This is a genomic window from Staphylococcus sp. 231237_7MaSpsaltlick, from assembly GCF_043107035.1.
The window spans coordinates 26,772-47,904 of sequence record NZ_JBICNX010000019.1; the positions used below are offsets into that span (position 1 = coordinate 26,772).

At 33.7% G+C, this 21,133-nt stretch carries 21 protein-coding genes and 1 riboswitch; of the genes, 5 read left to right on the forward strand and 16 right to left on the reverse strand.

Going from position 1 to position 21,133, the window contains the following annotated elements; translation table 11 throughout:
- Nucleotides 1–31 precede the first annotated feature (31 nt).
- Entirely contained in the window at nt 32–265 is a 234-nt protein-coding gene (locus ACF91D_RS23775; protein ID WP_042739890.1) for a glutaredoxin family protein, read from the forward strand.
- 262 nt (nt 266–527) lie between these two features.
- Here ACF91D_RS23775 and ptsP read toward each other — a convergent pair whose 3' ends face one another.
- The 5 genes from ptsP to auxA form a co-directional block, all read right to left on the reverse strand.
- Entirely contained in the window at nt 528–2,243 is a 1,716-nt protein-coding gene (gene ptsP, locus ACF91D_RS23780) for a phosphoenolpyruvate--protein phosphotransferase (protein WP_107527898.1), read from the reverse strand.
- A gap of 1 nt (nt 2,244) precedes the next feature.
- The gene (locus tag ACF91D_RS23785; RefSeq protein WP_042739888.1) at nt 2,245–2,511 is read right to left on the reverse strand and encodes a phosphocarrier protein HPr; all 267 of its coding nucleotides are present in this window, start codon (nt 2,509–2,511) and stop codon (nt 2,245–2,247) included.
- A 164-nt stretch (nt 2,512–2,675) separates the two neighbouring features.
- On the reverse strand, nt 2,676–3,218 hold the full coding sequence (locus ACF91D_RS23790) for a hypothetical protein (protein WP_042739887.1): 543 nt from the start codon (nt 3,216–3,218) through the stop codon (nt 2,676–2,678).
- 57 nt (nt 3,219–3,275) lie between these two features.
- A complete protein-coding gene (locus ACF91D_RS23795) occupies nt 3,276–4,445 on the reverse strand; it encodes a class I SAM-dependent rRNA methyltransferase (protein ID WP_107527899.1) in 1,170 nt (389 codons plus the stop codon).
- 209 nt (nt 4,446–4,654) lie between these two features.
- Nucleotides 4,655–5,956: a lipoteichoic acid stability factor AuxA gene (auxA, locus tag ACF91D_RS23800; protein WP_107589486.1), complete on the reverse strand. Its 1,302-nt coding sequence runs from the start codon at nt 5,954–5,956 to the stop codon at nt 4,655–4,657.
- A gap of 263 nt (nt 5,957–6,219) precedes the next feature.
- Here auxA and graF point away from each other — a divergent pair, with 263 nt between their 5' ends.
- From graF to ACF91D_RS23820, 4 genes are all read left to right on the forward strand, one after another.
- The gene (gene graF, locus ACF91D_RS23805; protein WP_198643875.1) at nt 6,220–6,354 is read left to right on the forward strand and encodes a glycopeptide resistance-associated protein GraF; all 135 of its coding nucleotides are present in this window, start codon (nt 6,220–6,222) and stop codon (nt 6,352–6,354) included.
- A 220-nt stretch (nt 6,355–6,574) separates the two neighbouring features.
- A riboswitch (TPP riboswitch) is annotated at nt 6,575–6,676 on the forward strand.
- An 89-nt stretch (nt 6,677–6,765) separates the two neighbouring features.
- Entirely contained in the window at nt 6,766–7,341 is a 576-nt protein-coding gene (locus tag ACF91D_RS23810; RefSeq protein ID WP_107527998.1) for an ECF transporter S component, read from the forward strand.
- A gap of 12 nt (nt 7,342–7,353) precedes the next feature.
- A complete protein-coding gene (locus ACF91D_RS23815; protein ID WP_107527997.1) occupies nt 7,354–8,769 on the forward strand; it encodes an ABC transporter ATP-binding protein in 1,416 nt (471 codons plus the stop codon).
- Nucleotides 8,762–9,568 (forward strand): energy-coupling factor transporter transmembrane component T family protein, encoded by an 807-nt coding sequence (locus ACF91D_RS23820; RefSeq protein ID WP_232161364.1) that lies wholly within the window; start codon nt 8,762–8,764, stop codon nt 9,566–9,568. The genes ACF91D_RS23815 and ACF91D_RS23820 overlap by 8 nt, the downstream gene beginning before the upstream one ends.
- A gap of 171 nt (nt 9,569–9,739) precedes the next feature.
- Here the strand turns inward: ACF91D_RS23820 and purD are convergent, their stop codons facing one another.
- Genes purD through purE form a run of 11 tightly spaced genes read right to left on the reverse strand, consistent with a single transcriptional unit; the run spans nt 9,740 to nt 20,961 of the window.
- Entirely contained in the window at nt 9,740–10,978 is a 1,239-nt protein-coding gene (gene purD, locus ACF91D_RS23825; RefSeq protein ID WP_107527380.1) for a phosphoribosylamine--glycine ligase, read from the reverse strand.
- Between the two features lie 20 nt (nt 10,979–10,998).
- Nucleotides 10,999–12,477 carry a bifunctional phosphoribosylaminoimidazolecarboxamide formyltransferase/IMP cyclohydrolase gene (gene purH / locus ACF91D_RS23830; RefSeq protein ID WP_042739880.1) on the reverse strand — a complete coding sequence of 493 codons (1,479 nt, stop codon included), beginning with the start codon at nt 12,475–12,477 and terminating at the stop codon, nt 10,999–11,001.
- Between the two features lie 15 nt (nt 12,478–12,492).
- On the reverse strand, nt 12,493–13,059 hold the full coding sequence (purN, locus tag ACF91D_RS23835) for a phosphoribosylglycinamide formyltransferase (protein ID WP_107512253.1): 567 nt from the start codon (nt 13,057–13,059) through the stop codon (nt 12,493–12,495).
- 1 nt (nt 13,060) lies between these two features.
- Nucleotides 13,061–14,089: a phosphoribosylformylglycinamidine cyclo-ligase gene (gene purM, locus ACF91D_RS23840; RefSeq protein WP_107527379.1), complete on the reverse strand. Its 1,029-nt coding sequence runs from the start codon at nt 14,087–14,089 to the stop codon at nt 13,061–13,063.
- Complete coding sequence (purF, locus tag ACF91D_RS23845) at nt 14,082–15,569, reverse strand: amidophosphoribosyltransferase (protein ID WP_107512255.1); 1,488 nt, start codon at nt 15,567–15,569, stop codon at nt 14,082–14,084. The genes purM and purF overlap by 8 nt, the downstream gene beginning before the upstream one ends.
- Complete coding sequence (gene purL / locus ACF91D_RS23850) at nt 15,548–17,737, reverse strand: phosphoribosylformylglycinamidine synthase subunit PurL (protein ID WP_042739876.1); 2,190 nt, start codon at nt 17,735–17,737, stop codon at nt 15,548–15,550. The genes purF and purL overlap by 22 nt, the downstream gene beginning before the upstream one ends.
- A complete protein-coding gene (gene purQ, locus ACF91D_RS23855) occupies nt 17,730–18,401 on the reverse strand; it encodes a phosphoribosylformylglycinamidine synthase subunit PurQ (protein WP_042739875.1) in 672 nt (223 codons plus the stop codon). Before purQ ends, purL begins: the two co-directional genes overlap by 8 nt.
- Nucleotides 18,401–18,661, reverse strand: coding sequence for a phosphoribosylformylglycinamidine synthase subunit PurS (purS, locus tag ACF91D_RS23860; RefSeq protein WP_042739874.1), 261 nt, complete (start codon nt 18,659–18,661; stop codon nt 18,401–18,403). The genes purQ and purS overlap by 1 nt, the downstream gene beginning before the upstream one ends.
- Before the next feature lie 2 nt (nt 18,662–18,663).
- Nucleotides 18,664–19,365 (reverse strand): phosphoribosylaminoimidazolesuccinocarboxamide synthase, encoded by a 702-nt coding sequence (purC, locus tag ACF91D_RS23865; protein WP_042739873.1) that lies wholly within the window; start codon nt 19,363–19,365, stop codon nt 18,664–18,666.
- Entirely contained in the window at nt 19,365–20,492 is a 1,128-nt protein-coding gene (purK, locus tag ACF91D_RS23870) for a 5-(carboxyamino)imidazole ribonucleotide synthase (RefSeq protein WP_042739872.1), read from the reverse strand. The genes purC and purK overlap by 1 nt, the downstream gene beginning before the upstream one ends.
- Complete coding sequence (purE, locus tag ACF91D_RS23875; protein WP_107512257.1) at nt 20,479–20,961, reverse strand: 5-(carboxyamino)imidazole ribonucleotide mutase; 483 nt, start codon at nt 20,959–20,961, stop codon at nt 20,479–20,481. Before purE ends, purK begins: the two co-directional genes overlap by 14 nt.
- Nucleotides 20,962–21,133 lie beyond the last annotated feature (172 nt).

The window sequence follows — 21,133 nt, forward strand, 5'->3', positions numbered from 1 at the left end:
TATAAGTGGATTCAAGAAAGGATGTCTTCAAATGAAAAGTGTCATAATTTATACACAGAATGACTGCCCTCCATGTACTTTTATTAAAAGTTACCTGACTGACAAAGGTGTGGCTTTCGAAGAAAAAAATGTTGCGAATGCACAATATAGAAATGAAATGATGGAATACGATGCATTTGCGACACCTTTTATACTCATTGATGATGAACCAATGTATCAAATTGATATGGAAAAAATTAATCGTACATTAGATATTGAAGCGTAATGAATCTTATTGAAAAAATATAATCATTTTGTACATTTCTACCCTTTTTTATAAAAGTTAAATTAATTTTTCCAATCCAATGATGATTGACTGATGTTAAATATAAATAGAGGCAACGTTTCAGCATAAATGAAACGTTGCCTCTATTTACATTAAAAAAAAGAATTGGCCAATTAATTTGACCAATCCTCCTACTATTTTATATGTTTTCATATGGATGATTAGCAATTATATTTCTTTGCCCAATCCATAATTATTAACATTATTTTGCATATTGATTAACTAATGTAGTAACTTCTTCAGTAGTTGCACAATTTATTGCTCTATCTGCTAATTCTTCCATTTCATTTTGACTTAAGCCTTTGATTTGACGGCGCGCTTTAAGAATCGATGTTGCACTCATTGAGAACTCATCTAAGCCTAAACCTAATAGCAATGGAATTGCGATCTCATCTCCAGCCATTTCGCCACACATACCTGTCCATTTACCTTCTTTATGAGAAGCTTCAATAACTTGTTTAACTAAACGTAAAATTGAAGGATTATATGGTTGATACAAGTATGATACACGTTCTGACATTCTATCTGCTGCCATTGTGTATTGAATTAAATCATTTGTACCGATACTAAAGAAGTCAACCTCTTTAGCAAATACATCAGCTAAAGCTGCTGTAGAAGGAATTTCTACCATGATACCTAATTCGATATCATCAGATACTTCAACACCTTCTTGTGTTAAATTGTCCTTCTCTTCAAGAAGTAATGCTTTGGCATCACGGAACTCTTGAATTGTAGCAACCATTGGGAACATGATATTTAACTTACCGAACGCAGATGCACGTAATAATGCACGCAATTGCGGTCTGAAAATATCAGGTTGATCCAAGCATAAACGTATCGCACGATATCCTAAGAATGGATTCATTTCTTCAGGTAAGTTTAAATATGGTAACTCTTTATCGCCACCAATATCTAACGTACGAACAACGACACGTTTGTCTTTCATTGTTTCTAACACTTTCTTGTAAGCTTCAAATTGCTCATCCTCAGAAGGCATTTCGTCTCTTCCCATATATAAGAACTCAGTACGATATAAACCAATACCTTCGGCACCATTTTCGATAACACCAGTTAAATCATCTGGCGTACCAATATTTGCTGCTAATTCGGCGTGCTTACCATCAAGTGTTGTCGTTTCTTCATCACGTAACTTTTGTAATTCTTTCTTATCTTCAAAGAAGCGTTCACGCTTATTTTGATAAGCAATCACTTCATCTTCAGTCGGATCAATAATTACCTCACCAGTTAAACCATCAACAATAATCATGTCGCCTTGTTTAACTTCTTGAGTAATTGATTTCGTTCCAACAATCGCTGGGATTTCTAATGAACGGCTCATGATAGCAGAATGAGATGTTCTACCACCAATATTCGTTACAAATCCTTGCACAAACTCTTTGTTCAATTGAGCTGTGTCTGATGGTGTTAAATCATTCCCGATGATGACAACGCTTTCATCAATCATACTAGGATTTGGTAATTCAACTCCCAAAATATGTGCCAAGACACGTTTTGAAACGTCTCTAATATCAGCAGCACGTTCTTTCATATACTCATTGTCCATTGATTCAAATATTGTGATGAATTGCCCTGTAACATCTGTTAGAGCTGTTGGAGCGTTAACTTGTTCGTTGTTAATCTTATCTTCAATCGGTTGAATTAATTCTGGATCATCTAAGACTAATAGATGTGCATCAAAGATTGCTGCTTTATCAGCACCAAGGTTCTCTTCTGCATTATTTCTAATCTTTGTTAATTCAACTTTAGATGTATCGATAGCATTTCTGAACTTTTCAATCTCTGAATCGACATCTGTAACCTTTTCACTATTGAATGAAAGGTCTGGTTCTACTAGTAAATATGCCTTGGCAATTGCTACACCATCAGATGCAGCAATACCATTAATATATTGTGACATATTAAGCAGTTAAACCTTCTTTAGATAAGATGTCTGTAATTGCAGAAATTGCATCAGCTTCATCGCTACCATCGGCATAGATTGTGATTTCCGCATCTTTACCTACACCTAAACTCATAACACCCATGATTGATTTCAAGTTAACTTTTTTACCATTATATTCTAATTGAATATCTGAATCGAATTTTGAAGCAGTTTGAACAAGCATAGTCGCTGGACGAGCGTGAATACCTGTTTCGTCAATAATTACATATGATTTTTGTTCCATAATATGATTTCTCCTTCGTATAGTTAGAATCGTTAGTTTATTATAAAACCTAGCATAGTTTTATATAATAACATTACCAAATTATAAATAGAAATTCAATTCGTTATTACCCTGATATGACAATAATCAGCAATAATTGAAGATTTTATGAAAACGCTCACGATTTAAAGTAATTCTTTAACTACTTTTTCACATTTTGCAATGTGTTCATCGCCTATTTTTTTCATAAAATAATAACTCACTGAAGCTGATATTGCTTGCCCTAAAATTGGGAACCATTTTGTTTGTTTCGCTAACACGCGTTTAGCTACATCACGAATGACTACTTTTAAGATAGCATCAGATATTTTCTTGCCAATAAATTGGCTCCCTTGTATAGCAGCTAGTGCATAGATACGTTCTCTAACACTATCTCCCATGCTATTAACTTGTTTATGGTCAAGGCCATATATTTTATTTACATCTTCTATAATATCTTTCATTAGTTTGATATCCACACCGAAGTCTAGCCCTGGAATAGGTACCACACTAACACTTGATGACAATAGCGATTTCTTTTTCACTAATGCTTGTGCGCGTTCACGTCTCTCATCTACCTCAAATAAATTAACAGGTAATTGATGTTTTTCTTTGATATCTTCTATATTTAAAACCTTATTTCCTACTTCTTTTGTAAATTTATTAGTAAATTTATTTTTCAAGCCCATCTTATACACTCCTTATAAAAAATGACCATATAAAATTTATACCCAAATTCACATATTTTATAGTACTTTAACAAAAATTGCTTTCAAATATTTTGAAGGTTTATAATGTGCATGCGTTTTAAAATCTTTAGGCAAACCCATTACATCTTGTAATTCATATGCTACACCAGCATTTTCTAAAGTTTCTTTAACAACTTTTTTAAAGGCTTTTAATGAAAAAGTACTATTGTTGGTACATAATAACATTGTGCCGTTTGGTGCTAAAATATCTAATGCTCCAAGAATCAATTTATCATAATCCTTTAATACTGAAAAAGTTTTCTTCTTATTTCTAGCGAAGCTAGGTGGATCAACAACAATTGTATCGTAAAATAAATCATGCCTTTTCGCATAGCCATAAAAATCAAAAGTATCCATAACGTAAATATATTGTGATTTAGGATCAATGCCATTCAAACCAAAGTTCTCTTCAGTTAAAGGTCTAGAGCGATTGGCTAAATCTACACTTGTCGTATTTTTGGCATTGTCTGCAGCAACAACTGAAAATGCTCCCGTATAACTAAACACATTAAGCATGTTGCGATTATCAGAATAGTGCTCTTTTAATTTTTTTCTTACTTCTTTTTGATCTAAAAATATGCCAGTCATTGGACCATCATCTAAATCTACATTATAAAAAGTAAAGTTTTCTTCGATTACAATTGGGAATTCTGGAGCTACTCCTTCTACAAAACCACCTGTAATCTCAGCATCTTTGAAACGCATTTTTTCAAAAATAGAAGTATAATCAAACACTGTCTTTAATGCTTCTAATATTTGATATCTGAATTTATAAATGCCTTTAGAATACCATTGAATTAATAGATGACCGTTATAGTTATCTATTGTTAATCCACCTATACCATCACCTTCACCATTAAATAATCTAAAAGCATTTGTACCGTCTATATTATAGAAATAAGTTCTTTCTTCTTTTGCTAGTTCAAACAATCTTTCAAAAAATGGTATATTAATTTCTTCGTCTTGCTCATAACTTAATACCCAACCAAGTCCCTTATGTTGTCTTCCTACATATGCTGTAGCAATATAAATACCTTGATCGTTAACGATATAAAATAAGTCCCCTTCTTTCAAATGGTCATGATCGTATATATCATCCGCTTCAACTAATGGATATTGATTTAAATATTTTGTTTCTTTTCCTTTATTTAATGTGGCAGTTTTCATAATATTATGACAGCCTTTCTACTATTTAGTATGATTTTAATTTGCTTATCTATTCTATCATTTCATATACATTGTTACATTAAAAATCTAAATATATCAGTACTTTTTAGTAATGTAAGATCCCGTTACTCAACTTTACTTAAATACATAAAAAAACCTACCTTCCTAAATCATATAGGAAGATAGGTAACGTCTACTCACATTATACTTTAATCATTTGAAGGTTGTCGTAACTTAATCGTAAACGCGACAATGACTGCTATTAACATGATAAATAAAATCGGTGTAATGAATATTGATAATAACAATCCATGAACCATAATATTTACAAATTCTGTTAACAATTTAAAGAATAATATGCTTACCATAAACAATTGAAGATAATAGAATCTGCCGCGTAAGAAATTTGTAAGTGTCGTCAAAATATATACAATAATAATAATCATTAGTAAGAACAATGTTACCCATTCAATTACATATTGCGTCTGTGAAATTTCCCAGTCTCCTGACACAAATAATGAATTTCTATTATTGAATTCAATTAATGTAAAAAATAGTAATACCGCACCACATATAAGTTCTACATATGCGCGCTTTAACCATTTTGGTTTCTTCATCCAATTTGGAACATCGTCCTCTTGAATATCAATTTTATTCTTCCATTTTTCGATAAACTTATCTTTCTTTTCTCTAGCCTTTTGAATATCCACACTTCTTCTTGTTTTACGTGTAAATTCTGTAGTTTTGTCTTGTAAATTTTTCCAATGTTCTTTAGTTTGATTTGATACCGAGTCTTTACTAGCTCTAGAAAGCTCTGGGGCTTCCTCACCCAATTCCTCTTTAGTTAAAGGCAGTGATCTTCTCAAGAATAAGAAGTTCCAAATTGCCATTTGACCTAACAACCACATAATTAAGAAAAATGTGTTAACACTAAGAATATCAACTGGGACAATCTCGTCACTATCAATTCTGCCATAAAGCACAATTTGCGTTAATAAATAACTAATACCATATGTGAAAATAATCCATAAATAATGGTACTTTCTATGATGCTTATTTAACTCATCCTTATACACAATGTAACCAATATGCACAGCAAAAGGAATGACAAAAATAATAGCAAAGAAACTATAAACTTGCGTCATTAAAATTAGTGTAATTAAGAAAAATAAAATTCCAATAACTAAAAAGAAGATTGAAATATCATAGTCATAACCTGTCGTTCTATACAGTGTCATACCTAATAATAGGACAACGACACCAAATAAAATAATGATTATGGCGCTTACTATTGGGAAGTTCCCTATATAGTTACTCATCACCCTAATTATTTCACTGAAAAAAGCATTAATAAAATCCCATACATTATGGATATGTAACTCTGGTTTACCTTTACCATTCAATTTATGAATTAAAGGTAAATTAACCAAAATGATGAGACCTGTGAAAAGCGAAACGATGCCTATGATATAGCTATATAGTATCTCGGCGTGTTTCTTTATAAAAGACATACCATTCACCTCAAAGTTATTATATATGAACATTTAGTTCTTGTCTTTAATAATCTAATAAATAAGTCTTTAGTATGATAGATTAGTTGTATTGTCAAAATTCCACATTACTAATGATATTAAACAATTATTTCATTAAATTCGTTAATTTTATTTTTTGTTTTAAAATTTAATGTAAATAACAGCACAATCAAGCTATGTTTATAGTTAATATTATGTGGTATACCATCTATATAATCAAACATCAATAAGGAGTGTCACATATGAGTAAAGAAGAATTAAACAAAAAAGCTGCTGAACAAGCAAAAGAAGCAGAAGAAAAATTAAAAGAACAAAAAGAGTCATCATCAGATGATGTAGAGGAAACTAAAAAGAATATTCAAGACACATTGGATTAATTAAAATAGACGTTTATAATGTCAAACATTATAAAGATTTAGGGTGATGCTTTACGCATCACCCTATTTATATGTCTATCAACCCTATTTAACACCAAAACTTCAGCTATACAGACACCAATTCATACGATTTATTAACTTGTCATTTACCCTTTTATTAAAAAAGTAACCTTGACATAATATTGAAAAAGTCATACATTATAATTAAATTTAAATATAACATTCGCACTAGGGGTGTTTTGTGACTGAGATGAGGTATACCCTCAAACCCTTTGAACCTGATCTAGATTAAACTAGCGTAGGAAAGTGTATTGCGATACTGAATAATTTATTTGAGTATCTGTATGCCAATATCTAAGCGCGCACTTTTTCTAGAAGGTTGTGCGTTTTTTTATTTGGGAGGAAAGTATTATGTCAAAAGATTTAAAACTATCTGAAATACTTGTTACTGTATTGATTGCAGTGGTATTTGCAGTGATTTATAATCTCTGGAACTTTGTTTATAAGGCAGTTCAAATTACAGGTTTGCATCTTGAAGAATTAACGTATGGCGCTTGGTTTATGGCGGCCGTAGTTGCTTATCTCATCATTCCAAAGGCAGGTATTGCCTTACTTGCTGAATTTGCTGCCGGTGCAGGAGAAACAATTATTATGGGACGTTTCGACATTGCTACAATGATTTATGCATTAGTTCAAGGCTTAGCCTGTGAAATTATCTTTTTAATTTTTAGATATAAATCACGTAGTGCAATGGTAGCAATGTTAGCAGGATTCTTAACTGCAATTGCAACGCTACCAATTGATTTTGCATATGGTTATTTAGGAGAGATTGCAGGTTGGAACTTAGCTTTATATATAGGTTGTAGAGTAATTAGTGGAATTGTTGTAGCTGGACTCCTTTCCTATTATATCGTCAGAGCCCTCGACCAAACTGGTGTTACAAAATTATTTAGACCAGCTACAAAACATGACTACGACAATTTATAAGGAGTCACAATATTGATATCCATAAAAAATTTACGATTAAAATATCCAAATGCAGATAAAAAAATATTCAATAATTTAAACTTAAATATAAATAGTAAAGAAAAGGTACTTTTACTTGGTCCATCTGGTTCAGGTAAAAGTACTTTACTCAATGTGTTAAGTGGTATTGTGCCAGAATTAGTAGACCTTCCAATGAAATATGACGAACTTCATATAGACAAAGATTGTGGGGTCATTTTCCAAGATCCAGATACACAATTTTGTATGCCTAAAGTATATGAAGAATTGGCATTTGTGTTGGAAAATTTACAAGTTCCTAGAGAAGAAATGGATGAACGTATCGACAATGCTTTGGCTGCAGTTGATTTAGACGTTGATAAAAATCAATACATCAATCAATTGAGTGGTGGTATGAAACAAAAACTAGCGATAGCCGAGACTATTTTACAAGAAACAAACACACTTTTCTTAGATGAACCTACAGCAATGTTGGATGTTTATGCCACAGTAGATTTATGGCAAAAAATCAAACAAATATGGGATAACAAAACAGTGATTATTGTCGAACATAAAGTAGAGCATATATGGCAACACATTGATCGTGTCATACTCTTCAATTATGATGGTGAAATCATTGCCGATGAGACACCTGAAATCATTTTAAAGCATTATGAGTCACTATTATCCGAATATGGTGTCTGGCATCCACATGCATGGGATTACGCACCAAAGCCTTTAAATAAACACTCACTGCACTTTACAACTCAGAGCGTTGTAAATTTCCAAGATATTACGATACAACGTGGAAAAAGACGGTTATTACAAATCCCTGAATTATCAATTAAATCAGGTGAATGGATTACCATAACAGGACGTAATGGAACGGGTAAAACGACATTACTCGAATCGATGATGCAACTCCTGAAATATTCAGGTGACTTATTCATAGATAACAAAAAAATCACAAAAATTAAGCAAGCTGCGCAACACATGTATTTAGTTTATCAGAATCCTGAATCTCAATTTATTACAAACTCAGTATATGATGAAATTTATATTCAATTTAAAAATAAGCAAAACACGGTTGAACAAGCCAAACAAGAAACTGAAAATATGTTAACAACATTACAACTCAATTCTGTACAAACGCAGCACCCTTTCGAACTTTCTATTGGTCAGAAAAGACGTTTAAGTGTAGCAATAGCGCTAAGTTCATCTTCAAGATTCATCTTGTTAGATGAACCTACATTTGGACTAGATAGCCATAATACATTTAATTTAATTAAACTATTCCAAAAGCGTGTTCAATCGGGCCAAACAATTATAATGGTCACACATGATAACGAGATAATCTCACGATATGCTACTCGAAAGTTTAATGTTGAAAATCAATTCTTAATAGAAGAAATGGGTGATATTAATGTTTGATCAATGGAAGAAGCAGCAGTCCTTCGTAGACGATGTTAATATCATCACGAAGTTAATACTTGGTGTATTGTTATTTTTCTTCGTTATATTAATACACGAATTTGATTATATGGTTTACTTTATGTCATTAATCTTAATATTTATGCTCATATTTAACGGTATAAAATTTAAGATCACGTTACCTTTTGTATTTTTTACAGTCATCTTTAGTATCATTTCCGCCTTATTTATGATTTTCTATGGTGATGGTACACATACACTGTTTAAACTAGGTTTCATTCATATTACAACTGAAAGTTTATATAGAGGGTTGCATTTAGCAATGCGTACTTCAACTGTTGCATTTTTCGGTATTCTTATTGCTTTCACTTCACAAATTGTTATGATTTTTTACAGTCTCATGCAACATTTAAAGGTCAAACCTAAAGTTGCCTATGCATTTATGGCTGCAATTCGTATGGTTCCGCTTATGTTTAGCTCTTTAATCGAGCTAAGAAAATCAGTGAAGATGCGCTATCAAATGATAGACCGAAGCAATTACAGTGGTTTAAAACGGATGAAACATTTAATTATCCCATTATTAAGTCAAAATATTCGAAAAGCACATCAACTATCAGTTGCCATGGAGAAAAAGGGCTTTAAAGACGGAAAACGTACTTACTATTATTACGCCCCGTTTTCTTATAAAGATATTCTCTTTGTCATAATAATTATCCTAATTGCAGTTTGCGCTTATTTTTTATCAGTATTATTACCAATTACTGGTATTCAAGATATTCGAATAACAAATATTTATTAATCTCAAAATTTTCATTTCAATTTATCCAATATTAAATACCGTATCATACTAAAAGCAATTGTCTTTATTAAATAGGAGGACAATTGCTTTTTGTACATTAAAATATTGTGAAATTTCCTATAATAAAAAAACGGATGAACATATCATCCGTTTCTAATCACATATAAATAATTATTTCATCGCTTTATCACTAATATCAGTACGATAAAATAGTGCATCACTTTCAATTTGGTCAACTGCTTTATAGGCATTTGCTTTTGCAGTCGCAATATCAACACCTTCGCCCAGTGCCAAAATCACACGACCTCCAGAAGTCACAAACGCATTATCTTCTTTCTTCAATCCACTAACAAAATAACTGCCATCAAGACTAAAGCCAGAAACCTTCTCGCCCTTATCATAACTACCTGGGTACCCCTTAGATGCCAACATAACACCTACCACCGCATCATCTTTCCACTTAAAATGCAACGGCTGTTTATTATCTAAATCAATGATATGTTGCATTAAGTCACTTTCCATACGCGTTAATAGGACCTGTGCTTCAGGATCACCAAAGCGTGCATTAAACTCAATCACCTTAGGCCCTTCTGCAGTAATGATGGCACCAATATATAACACTCCAAAAAACTGATACCCTTCTTTAACAAGTGCATTAGCAATCGGTTGCGCAATTGTATCATTTGTTTGTTGTAAGATATCTTGACCAATATGCGGTACCGGACAATATGCGCCCATACCACCCGTATTAGGTCCTTGATCATTGTCATAAGCTCGCTTATGATCTTGAGCGATGCAATCAAATGGTACAGCATAATCACCATTAACAAAGGTCATGAGTGAAAATTCTTCACCTTCTAGAAACTGTTCAAAGACAACAATACCTTCTTCTTCAGGATAAAGTTCCTCAATTCCAGCCAAGGCTTCATCATAATTATTGGCAATAATAACACCTTTACCAGCTGCTAAACCATCTTTTTTCAAAACGACTGGATATTCACAAGTTTGGATATAATCTATAGCGCTTTGCTTGTTAGTAATTTCTTTATATTCTGCAGTTGGAATATCATATTTCGCCATTAATTGTTTGGCGAACAGTTTAGAACCTTCAATTTGAGCCGCAGCTTGATTTGGTCCAAACACCTTGATATCTTCACTGTGTAACTTATCTGCTAAACCTTCAGTCAATGGTTGTTCTGGACCTATGATTACCCAGTTGATTTGATGATCTTTAGCAAATGCCACAATAGCTTCATGATTCGTTTCTGCAATTTCACTATGAACCTCTGCGACTGCAGTCATTGCATCGTTACCTGGAATTGCAAAAATTTCTTTTACGAGTGGTGACTGATTTAATTTATGTGCTAAGACATGCTCTCTTCCGCCTCCACCTACGACAAGTACTTTCATAATGTTATTGCCTCCATAAATTAATGTTTAAAGTGTCTTACACCTGTAGTTACCATTGCAATACCGTGTTTATTGGCCATATCAATTGAATCTTGATCTTTAATTGAACCACCTGGTTGAATTATAGCTTTAATACCGTGTTGTGCAGCTAATTCAACAGTATCATCCATTGGGAAGAAACCATCAGACACCATTACAACATCATCATTGATTTCAATCGCACGTTCAATTGCAATCTTCGCTGAACCTACACGATTCATTTGGCCTGCACCAATACCTACTGTTTGTTTAGTGTTACTTAAAATAACAGCATTACTCTTAACTGATGCTACTACTTTCCAACCCAGTAACATTGCATCCCATTGTGCTTCTGTTGGTTCAACGTCCGTAACGACTGTCATATCTTCACGTTTAGATACAACATTATCTTTATCTTGAACTAAATAACCACCCGACACTGAAACGATTTCTTGTTCGCTGTTATCAATAGTCATATCAATTTCTAACAAACGAATATTTTTCTTTTTACTTAAAACATCTAATGCATCTTGAGTAAACTTCGGTGCAATAATGACTTCTAAGAAAATACCATGTAATGATTCTGCTAATTTAGTGTCTACAGCTCTGTTTAAGGCAACAATCCCACCAAATATTGATTGGTCATCAGCTTCAAATGCGTGTTGATAAGCTTGTTCAATCGTATCAGCTACACCTACACCACAAGGGTTCATATGTTTAACTGCAACTGCTGCTGGTTGATCAAATTGTTTCACTAATGCTAATGCTGCATCTGCATCTTTAATGTTATTGTAGCTTAATTGTTTACCGTGTAATTGTTTTGCACCAGCTAATGTATGAGCTGCATTTGAAGTACGTACAAATGATGCTGTTTGTTGAGGGTTTTCACCATAGCGCAATGTTTCTTTACTATTTTTGAAAAATTCAACAATCGCTGCATCGTACTCGTTTGTATGATCAAATACTTTAACCATTAATGATTTGCGATAAGTTTCATCTAATTGATCATTTTTAATTCTATCAATTACTTCATTATAATCTGCAGGATGAACAATCGTTGTTACATGTTTAAAGTTCTTTGCGGCAGCACGTAGCATTGTAGGACCACCGATATCAATATTTTCGATTGCATCACTTTCTGTTACATCTGGGTTCGCAACTGTTTCTTTAAATGGATATAAATTAACGACTACCATATCGATTAAATCAATTTGCTGTTCCTTTAATTGCTCTAAATGCTCGGGTTTATTTCGATCAGCTAATATACCACCATGTACTGAAGGGTGTAATGTTTTAACTCGACCATCCATAATTTCCTCGAATTGTGTTAAGTCTGAAATTGATTTAACTGGTACATCCGCTTCGACTAAAGCTTTTTTTGTACCACCAGTAGAATATAATTCATAACCTAGTTCTGTTAAAGATTGCGCGAACGGCACAATTCCACTTTTATTTGAAACACTTAAAATTGCTTTTTTCATTAGTATTGGCACCTCTTATTGAATAATTTTTGCAATAACTTCTGGATAAAGTTGATGTTCTATTTCCTTGATTCGCTCTTCCAATTGTTCTTTTGTATCATCTGGATAAATCTTACAAGAACGTTGTTCTATAATCTCACCAGTATCCATACCACTATCAACGTAATGCACCGTAGTACCAGTAACTGTTTCACCACTGTCGAATGCTTGTCCAATAGCGTCTTTACCTTTAAACTTCGGTAATAAAGACGGATGGATATTCAATATACGTCGATCATAAGCATTTAAAATATGCTCACCGATTAATTTCATATAACCGGCCAGTACAATCCATTCTACTTTTTCAGCGGTTAACCACTCTATTATTTTACGTTCATAATCAGCTTTAGAATCAAAGTTTTTCAGCTCATTAATATGCACATCGAGATTAAATTTTCTAGCGCGTTCTATACAATAAGCACTCACTTGATCTGTATATAATGCTGTCACTTCAATATGAGATAAACGACCTGCTTCAATTTCTGTCATTATACTTTCAAAATTACTTCCAGAACCAGACGCGAAAATTGCTATTTTGGTCATTTTATACCCCCGTTAATTGAATTGGCTCTGTGCCTTCAACAATTTCACCAATTTTATATGCTTTAACATCATGCTCTTTTAATATTGCTAATGCTTTATCGGCATCTTGTGCTTCAACGATAATTGTAAATCCGATACCCATATTAAAAACATTATACATTTCAGCTGTTTCGATTTCGCCTTGTTGTTGCAACCAATCAAATATCGGTAATGTTGGGAATGAAGTTGTATCTACTTTTGCAGTAACACCTTCAGGCAATGCTCTAGGAATATTTTCATAGAAACCACCACCAGTGATATGTGTCATCGCATTAATTTTAATAGCTTCCTTTACAGCAAGAACTGGTTTTACATAGAGACGTGTCGGCTCTAAAAATGTTTCTAAATAAGTACGTTGAGCGTCAAATTTTTCTTGTAAATCAACGTTTGATTTTTTAATAAGGTTCCTAACTAAGCTATAGCCATTTGAATGGATACCACTAGACTCTAGACCAATAATCACTTGACCAGGTTTAACATTACTGCCATCAATATATTCGTCCTTTTCAACAGCACCTACAGCAAATCCAGCTAAATCATACTCACCTTCGTGATACATTTCACCCATTTCGGCAGTTTCACCACCAATAAGTGCAGTGTTTGTTTCCTCACATCCGTCACTAACGCCTTTAACAATTTGTTCAATAACTTCCGGTACCACTTTGTTTGTTGCAATATAATCTAGAAAATAAAGTGGTTCAGCACCTGTTGTTAAAATATCATTGACACACATTGCAACTGCATCCACACCAATCGTGTCATGCTTGTTATGATCGATAGCTAATTTTAATTTCGTACCCACACCATCTGTACCTGATACGAGTAAAGGTGCTTTCATATTTAATTGTGAAAGGTCAAATGTAGCTCCAAAGCCACCAAGTCCTCCAAGTACTTCTTTACGCATTGTTCGTTTGACGTGACTAGACATACGTTCTACTGCTTCATAACCTGCGTTTATATCAACACCTGCTTGTTGGTATGCTTTAGACATGAATATTCCCCTCTTTATCAAAATATTGTTTATTATTTTTCAAGTATGTTTTTTGGCGTTCACTTAAATGCTTCACATATTCTTCTTCATAGTCATATAATCCAGCAGGGTAGTCACCTGTAAAGCTTTCTACACATAACCCACTATATGGTACATCTTGATCAAGTCCAATAGAATCGATTAGACCATCAACACTTAAATAAGATAAAGAATCTGCACCAATATAATCTCTAATTTCTTCTGGTGATTTATTGGCTGAAATTAACTCTGCCGTTGTTGATACATCAATACCATAAAAGCTAGGAAACATAAATTCTGGTGATGCGATACGTACATGAACTTCGTTTGCACCTGCATCTTTCAACATTTGAACGATACGTCTACTCGTTGTACCACGTACAATTGAATCATCTACCAAGACAATATTCTTATCATGAACAATATCTTTAACTGCTGATAATTTAACTCTAACACCTTGTTCGCGTAATTCTTGAGTAGGTTGAATAAATGTTCTTGCAACATATTGATTCTTAACTAAGCCCATTTCATAAGGCAAACCACTTTCTTCAGCATAACCTGATGCTGCTGATAGAGATGAGTTTGGTACACCAATGACCATATCAGCTGTGGGTGCTGGGCTCTCTGTTGCTAACTGTTTACCAGATTGCTTTCTTACTGCATGTACATTTTTTCCTGCAATTGTAGAATCTGGTCTAGCAAAATAAATGTATTCCATTGCTGAAATTGCAGTCGTTGTATGTCGTGTATATGATTCAACTCTGATACCATCGTCGTTAATGACAACATATTCTCCTGCATGAATATCTCGAACAAATTCCGCACCAAGTACATCAATTGCGCAAGTTTCACTTGCTATTATATATGCACCTGTTTTCATTTTACCAACTACAAGCGGTCTAATTGCATTTGGGTCAACAGCGCCATATAAAGCATCCTTAGTTAATAATGCAAAAGTAAATCCGCCTTTAATTTTTCTTAAACTTTCTTGTAAAGCATCTTCAAATGTTGGTGCTTTACTACGACGAATTAAATGCATAATTACTTCTGTATCTGATGACGAATGGAAAATTGAACCTTGATGTTCTAGAGATCTTCTTAAGCTTTGTGCATTGATTAAATTACCATTATGACAAACACCAACACTCATATCATAAAAGTGATATAAAAATGGTTGAATATTCTCAATTCCTTTATTTCCTGATGTAGCATAGCGAACATGTCCAATTGCATGTTGATATGATTTAAATGATTCTAATTGAGTATCAGAAATTGCTTCTGTTAATAGACCTAGGCCACGTTCACCAATGAGGTTCTCCCCATTGGAACAAACGATGCCAGCCCCTTCTTGACCACGATGTTGTAAACTATGCAATCCCATATATGTTAGTTGTGCCGCTTCTTGGTGATTCCAAATACCGAATACGCCACACTCTTCATTTAATCCACTGATGTCATACATTTAGGAATAGCTCCTTCCCATATTTCATTGAGATTTGAAACTTCTCGTGATACCTTAATGTCATTATTAGCAACATTGAATTGGCCATTATCAGTAATTGAACCAATCTCTACAGCATTATCAATATCAAGTGTTTGACCTTCTTTAGCAATTACAATGTATCGACCTTGTGTTTCACTGAATAATTGTCCATTTGATAGGTTTACATTTACATCTAAACCTAAACGATAGTGTGCGCTGAATCTTGCTAAAGTTAGTAATAATCCACCTTTACCAACTGTTTGTACATGAGATGCGACACCCGAACGAATAGCCGATTTAATTGCTTCACCTTTTTTAACTTCATCTGATAAATCAATTGCTTCAAATTCATGATTTACTTCTTTATATAATAATTTCTCTATTTGACTTCCACCAAAATCATCCTTTGTATCACCAACTAAATATACCTTGTCGTTCGCTTTTGGTGTGAAATCATTTAAGAAATCAATGTCTTCAATTAATCCAACCATACCTACGACAGGTGTTGGGAATATTGAAGTGCCTCGTGTTTCGTTATATAATGACACGTTCCCAGATACAACTGGAGTACTTAATACTTCACATGCTTCAGCCATACCTTTAGTTGAATCGGCTAATTGTTGATAAATTTCTTTCTTTTCAGGTGAACCATAGTTTAAACAGTCTGTCATAGCTAATGGTGTTGCACCCACCGAAATTAAATTACGATACGCTTCTGCAACGACCATTTTCCCACCTTCATATGGGTTATTGAATACATATCTTGCTTCACCGTCAATTGTAGATGCAATAGCTTTCTTCGTATTCTCAACACGCACAACAGAAGCTTGTAAGCCTGGTTTTACAATTGTATTAGCACCGACTTGTTGATCGTATTGTTCATATAAATAGCGCTTAGAAGCAATTGTTGGATGTTGTAACAGCTGCTCAAATACATGATTAACGTCTACATTACTATAGTCATTCTTTTCATTATTATACTCAGGTGCTTCACCTTCTAATACATATACTGGTGCTTCATCAGATAGTGGTTGAACTGGGATATCAGCATATACTTCTCCTTCATAAGACAATACAAAGCGATCTGTATCTGTTACTTCACCAATAACTGCACTATCTAATTCATGTTTATCAAATAATTCTAAAAATTTATCTTCTGTTCCCTTTTCAACAACTAATAACATACGTTCTTGTGTTTCAGAAAGCATCATTTCATATGGCGAGATACCTTGTTCACGTGTTGGCACCTTTTCAAGTTGTAAATGTAAGCCGCTTCCACCTTTGGCCGCCATTTCCGATGATGAAGAAGTTAAACCAGCAGCACCCATATCTTGAATACCTACAAGCTCATCAAATGTAATTGCTTCTAGTGTTGCTTCCATTAATTTTTTACCTACAAATGGATCACCGATTTGTACTGAAGGACGTTTACTCTCACTATCTTCACTCAATTCTTCAGAAGCAAATGTCGCACCATGGATACCATCTCTACCTGTTTTTAAACCTACATAGATGACTGAGTTGCCAACACCTTTAGCTGTACCTTTTTGTACCATATCGTGATCGATAATTCCGACACACATCGCATTTACTAAAGGATTACCATCATAACGATCATCAAATTCAATTTCACCAGCTGTAGTTGGAATACCGATACAGTTACCATAACCACCTATACCTGCAACAACACCACGTAATAAACGGCGATTTTGCTTTTCTGATAATTCACCAAAGCGCAAACTATTAAGTAAATTAATTGGTCTTGCACCTATCGATACAATGTCTCTGATAATACCACCAACACCTGTAGCAGCACCTTGATAAGGTTCGACTGCTGAAGGATGGTTATGTGATTCAACTTTAAAAACAACTGCTTGTTCATCGCCAATATCAACTACGCCTGCACCTTCACCTGGTCCCATTAATACATGACTACCTGAAGTTGGGAATTGCGTTAAGAAAGGTTTCGAATGTTTATACGAACAATGTTCACTCCACATTACAGAAAAAATACCTATTTCAGTAAAATTTGGTTCACGACCTAGAATTTCACACACTTTATCATATTCTTTATCACTTAAACCCATATCTTGATATAGTTTTTCTAACTTAATTTCCTCTGCACTAGGTTCAATAAATTTAGACATTTTGTTCCCTCCAACTATTTACCATTGCTTCAAATAATTTCACGCCACTATCTGTACCTAAGATTGATTCAATTGCACGCTCTGGATGAGGCATCATTCCACAAACATTACCTTGTTCATTGACGATTCCTGCAATGTCATTATATGAACCATTAGGATTTTCATTATATTTTAAAATGATTTGATTATTAGCTTCTAAATCTTTATACATTGCATCAGTACAATAGTAGTGACCTTCACCATGGGCTACTGGATAAATAACATCTTCATTTTCTTCGTATAAATTAGTGAATGGTGTTTGGTTATTAACAATTTTTAACGATTCATTTCTGCTTACAAACAAATGTGAATCATTGTGCAATAAAGCGCCTGGTAACAGTCCTATTTCTGTCAAAATTTGAAACCCATTACAAACTCCTAGCACTGGCTTACCTTCATCTGCAAAGCGTTTTACTTCATTAATAATTGGAGCAACACTCGCCATTGCACCTGAACGTAAATAATCACCGAATGAGAAACCACCTGGAATTAGTACGCCGTCATATCCAGCTAATGATGTATTTCTATAATCAACGTAATCAGCCTCTACACCTGTTTTTAAAGCTGCATTATACATATCTCTGTCGCAGTTAGAGCCTGGAAATTTAAGCACTGCAAATTTCATTATGCTTTCTCTCCTTCTTCCAACACTTTATAGCTATATTCTTCAATAACTGTATTGGCAAATAATTTTTCACTTAAAGTAGTAATAACATTATGAACCGCTTCATCTGTAGCCTCATCTACTGTCATATATAAGACTTTACCTACACGAATATCATTAACTTGTTTATAACCTAAATCATGAACCGCACGATTTAAAGCTTGCCCTTGTGTATCTAATACCTGTGGTTGTAATGTGATGTGTAATTCGATAGTTTTCATTATTATAATGCCTCCAGTTTATTTAAAAATGTTTGATAAGTTTCAATAATTGAACCAGTGTCTTCACGATATACGTCTTTGTCAAAGTTAGTATCACTATTTTTATCCCAAATACGACATGTATCAGGTGAAATTTCATCTGCAAGGATCACACGTCCGTCTTGCGTTCTACCAAATTCGATTTTAAAGTCTACTAATCTCAATCCCATTTCATCCATTAATTGTACTAATTTAGCATTGATGGCTTTAGCAGATTGCTTTAAAACTTCTACTTCAGACTCACTTGCAAGATTTAATAAACCAATGTGATCTTCAGTAATAAGCGGATCATTTAAATCATCATTCTTATAGAAGAATTCAACTAAAGGTGTCTCAAATACATGACCTTTATCAAAGCCTAAACGCTTTGTAATTGATCCAGCTGCAATATTTCTTACCACCACTTCTAACGGAATTATTTCTACAGCTTCAACAAGTTGTTCTGTTTCAGAAATTTGTTCAATAAAATGACTACCAATTCCTTCTTTTTTAATATAGTCAAATATTCTTGAAGTGATTTGGTTGTTCAGACGACCTTTACCTTCGATATGATCTTTTTTGGCACCGTTACCTGCAGTAACTTCATCTTTATACTCAACTCTTAATACATTTTCTGTATCAGTTGAATAGATACGTTTCGCTTTTCCTTCATATAACAAGGACATTAGTGATGTCTCCCTTCAAATTTGTGTAGCAAGTCTACTTCTTGTTGTTCAATATCATCTGTTAGTACGGTTAAATGACCCATCTTTCTATCTGGTTTACGTACGTTCTTACCATATATGTGGACATGCCATTCTGGGTGTTCTGAAAATTGATCCTCTAAAATATCTAAATCTCTGCCTAATAAATTCATCATTATAGCTGGTTTTAAAAGTTCGATAGACTCAGGTAATTTTTGACCAGTAATTGCCAATATATGACTATCAAATTGCGAATAATCACAAGCTTCTATTGAATAATGACCTGAGTTATGTGGTCTTGGCGCAATTTCATTAACATAGAGTTTATTGTCAGTATCGATAAAGAACTCTACAGTGAATGTACCAACAAAATGAATCTTTTCGATTATCTTGTTAACTTCATTACGCGCTTCCTGTTCTTTGTCTACACGTGCAGGAACAATTGTTTTAAATAATATTTGATTTTGATGTTCATTTTCTTGTAATGGGAAATAAGTAATTTGATTGTCATTTCCGATTGTTACTGTTAAAGAAACTTCTTTATACAAATCTAAATACTTCTCTGCAACACATTCTTGATTCGAAATGAGTTCTTGTGCTTCTTCTAAATCCATTTCATCTCTGACTAAAATTTGTCCTTTACCGTCATAGCCACCAAATCGTGTCTTAACGATAAACGGATAACCAATTTCTGCTACAGCCTGAGTTATGTCATTTTTTTCTGTTAATTGTACAAACGGCGCAATTTGAGTATTTGCTTTTTGTAATGTTTCTTTTTCGGTTAATCTATCCTGTAACAATTGGATTGCTTCATAACCTTGAGGAACGTTATATTTTGAGACTAGTGTTTGTAGTTGGTTAGCTGAAATATTTTCAAATTCATAAGTGATGACATCTGATGCTTCTCCTAATGACTCCAAAGCTGCTAAATCATCATAGTTTGCATTGATAAATTGATGCGCAACATGTTGACATGGACAATCAGCATCTGGGTCTAAAACAATAACTTTATAACCCATTTTTTGTGCGGATTGTGCCATCATCTTACCTAATTGACCTCCGCCTATGATGCCAATTGTTGAGCCGAATTTTAACTTATTGAAGATCATGCTGCATTTCACTCACTTTCTCGACTAACGATTTTTCATAATTTTCCAAATTCTTTTGGATTGTTTCATTACCGATACTTAACATTCTGGCTGCAAGTATTCCGGCATTTTTCGCACCAGCTTTACCAATTGCTGTTGTAGCGACTGGGATACCACCTGGCATTTGCACGATTGAGAGTAAAGAATCCAGCCCTTTTAAACTCTTCGATTCGATAGGCACACCAATGACTGGCAATGTTGTCATAGAGGCTACCATTCCTGGTAAATGCGCTGCGCCTCCAGCACCTGCAATAATGACATCATAACCATTCGCTCTCGCTTCATTTGAAAATTCAAACATTAATTGAGGCGTACGATGTGCGGAAACTACTTTTTTATCGTACGGTATTCCAAATTGGTCTAACATTTGGCAACTCTCTTTCATTGTTTCCCAATCAGAAGAACTACCCATAATGACTACCACTTTCAAGTTGAACACCCTTTCAGATATTTGAAATAATACTGCTAATAGTTGTATATTACAGATATAGCATAACAACTAAACTATGCTTTTTCAATCAAAAATCGAACTTTATTATAAAAAAATAACTCAATCTACGTCTTTTGGTTGAAATTTATGCTGTGTTTTATGTTAAAGTTAA

Excerpts from the sequence above, each read along its gene's own strand:
- ACF91D_RS23790 (WP_042739887.1), bottom strand. The coding sequence starts at position 3,218 with ATGGGCTTGAAAAATAAATTTACTAATAAATTTACAAAAGAAGTAGGA.
- purH (WP_042739880.1), bottom strand. The coding sequence starts at position 12,477 with ATGAAAAAAGCAATTTTAAGTGTTTCAAATAAAAGTGGAATTGTGCCG.
- ACF91D_RS23820 (WP_232161364.1), top strand. The coding sequence starts at position 8,762 with ATGTTTGATCAATGGAAGAAGCAGCAGTCCTTCGTAGACGATGTTAAT.
- auxA (WP_107589486.1), bottom strand. The coding sequence starts at position 5,956 with ATGTCTTTTATAAAGAAACACGCCGAGATACTATATAGCTATATCATA.
- purS (WP_042739874.1), bottom strand. The coding sequence starts at position 18,661 with ATGAAAACTATCGAATTACACATCACATTACAACCACAGGTATTAGAT.
- purL (WP_042739876.1), bottom strand. The coding sequence starts at position 17,737 with ATGTCTAAATTTATTGAACCTAGTGCAGAGGAAATTAAGTTAGAAAAA.
- purC (WP_042739873.1), bottom strand. The coding sequence starts at position 19,365 with ATGTCCTTGTTATATGAAGGAAAAGCGAAACGTATCTATTCAACTGAT.
- ACF91D_RS23810 (WP_107527998.1), top strand. The coding sequence starts at position 6,766 with ATGTCAAAAGATTTAAAACTATCTGAAATACTTGTTACTGTATTGATT.
- graF (WP_198643875.1), top strand. The coding sequence starts at position 6,220 with ATGAGTAAAGAAGAATTAAACAAAAAAGCTGCTGAACAAGCAAAAGAA.
- purK (WP_042739872.1), bottom strand. The coding sequence starts at position 20,492 with ATGATCTTCAATAAGTTAAAATTCGGCTCAACAATTGGCATCATAGGC.
- ACF91D_RS23785 (WP_042739888.1), bottom strand. The coding sequence starts at position 2,511 with ATGGAACAAAAATCATATGTAATTATTGACGAAACAGGTATTCACGCT.
- purM (WP_107527379.1), bottom strand. The coding sequence starts at position 14,089 with ATGTCTAAAGCATACCAACAAGCAGGTGTTGATATAAACGCAGGTTAT.
- ACF91D_RS23795 (WP_107527899.1), bottom strand. The coding sequence starts at position 4,445 with ATGAAAACTGCCACATTAAATAAAGGAAAAGAAACAAAATATTTAAAT.
- purN (WP_107512253.1), bottom strand. The coding sequence starts at position 13,059 with ATGACCAAAATAGCAATTTTCGCGTCTGGTTCTGGAAGTAATTTTGAA.
- purF (WP_107512255.1), bottom strand. The coding sequence starts at position 15,569 with ATGTATGACATCAGTGGATTAAATGAAGAGTGTGGCGTATTCGGTATT.
- purD (WP_107527380.1), bottom strand. The coding sequence starts at position 10,978 with ATGAAAGTACTTGTCGTAGGTGGAGGCGGAAGAGAGCATGTCTTAGCA.
- ACF91D_RS23775 (WP_042739890.1), top strand. The coding sequence starts at position 32 with ATGAAAAGTGTCATAATTTATACACAGAATGACTGCCCTCCATGTACT.
- ptsP (WP_107527898.1), bottom strand. The coding sequence starts at position 2,243 with ATGTCACAATATATTAATGGTATTGCTGCATCTGATGGTGTAGCAATT.
- purQ (WP_042739875.1), bottom strand. The coding sequence starts at position 18,401 with ATGAAATTTGCAGTGCTTAAATTTCCAGGCTCTAACTGCGACAGAGAT.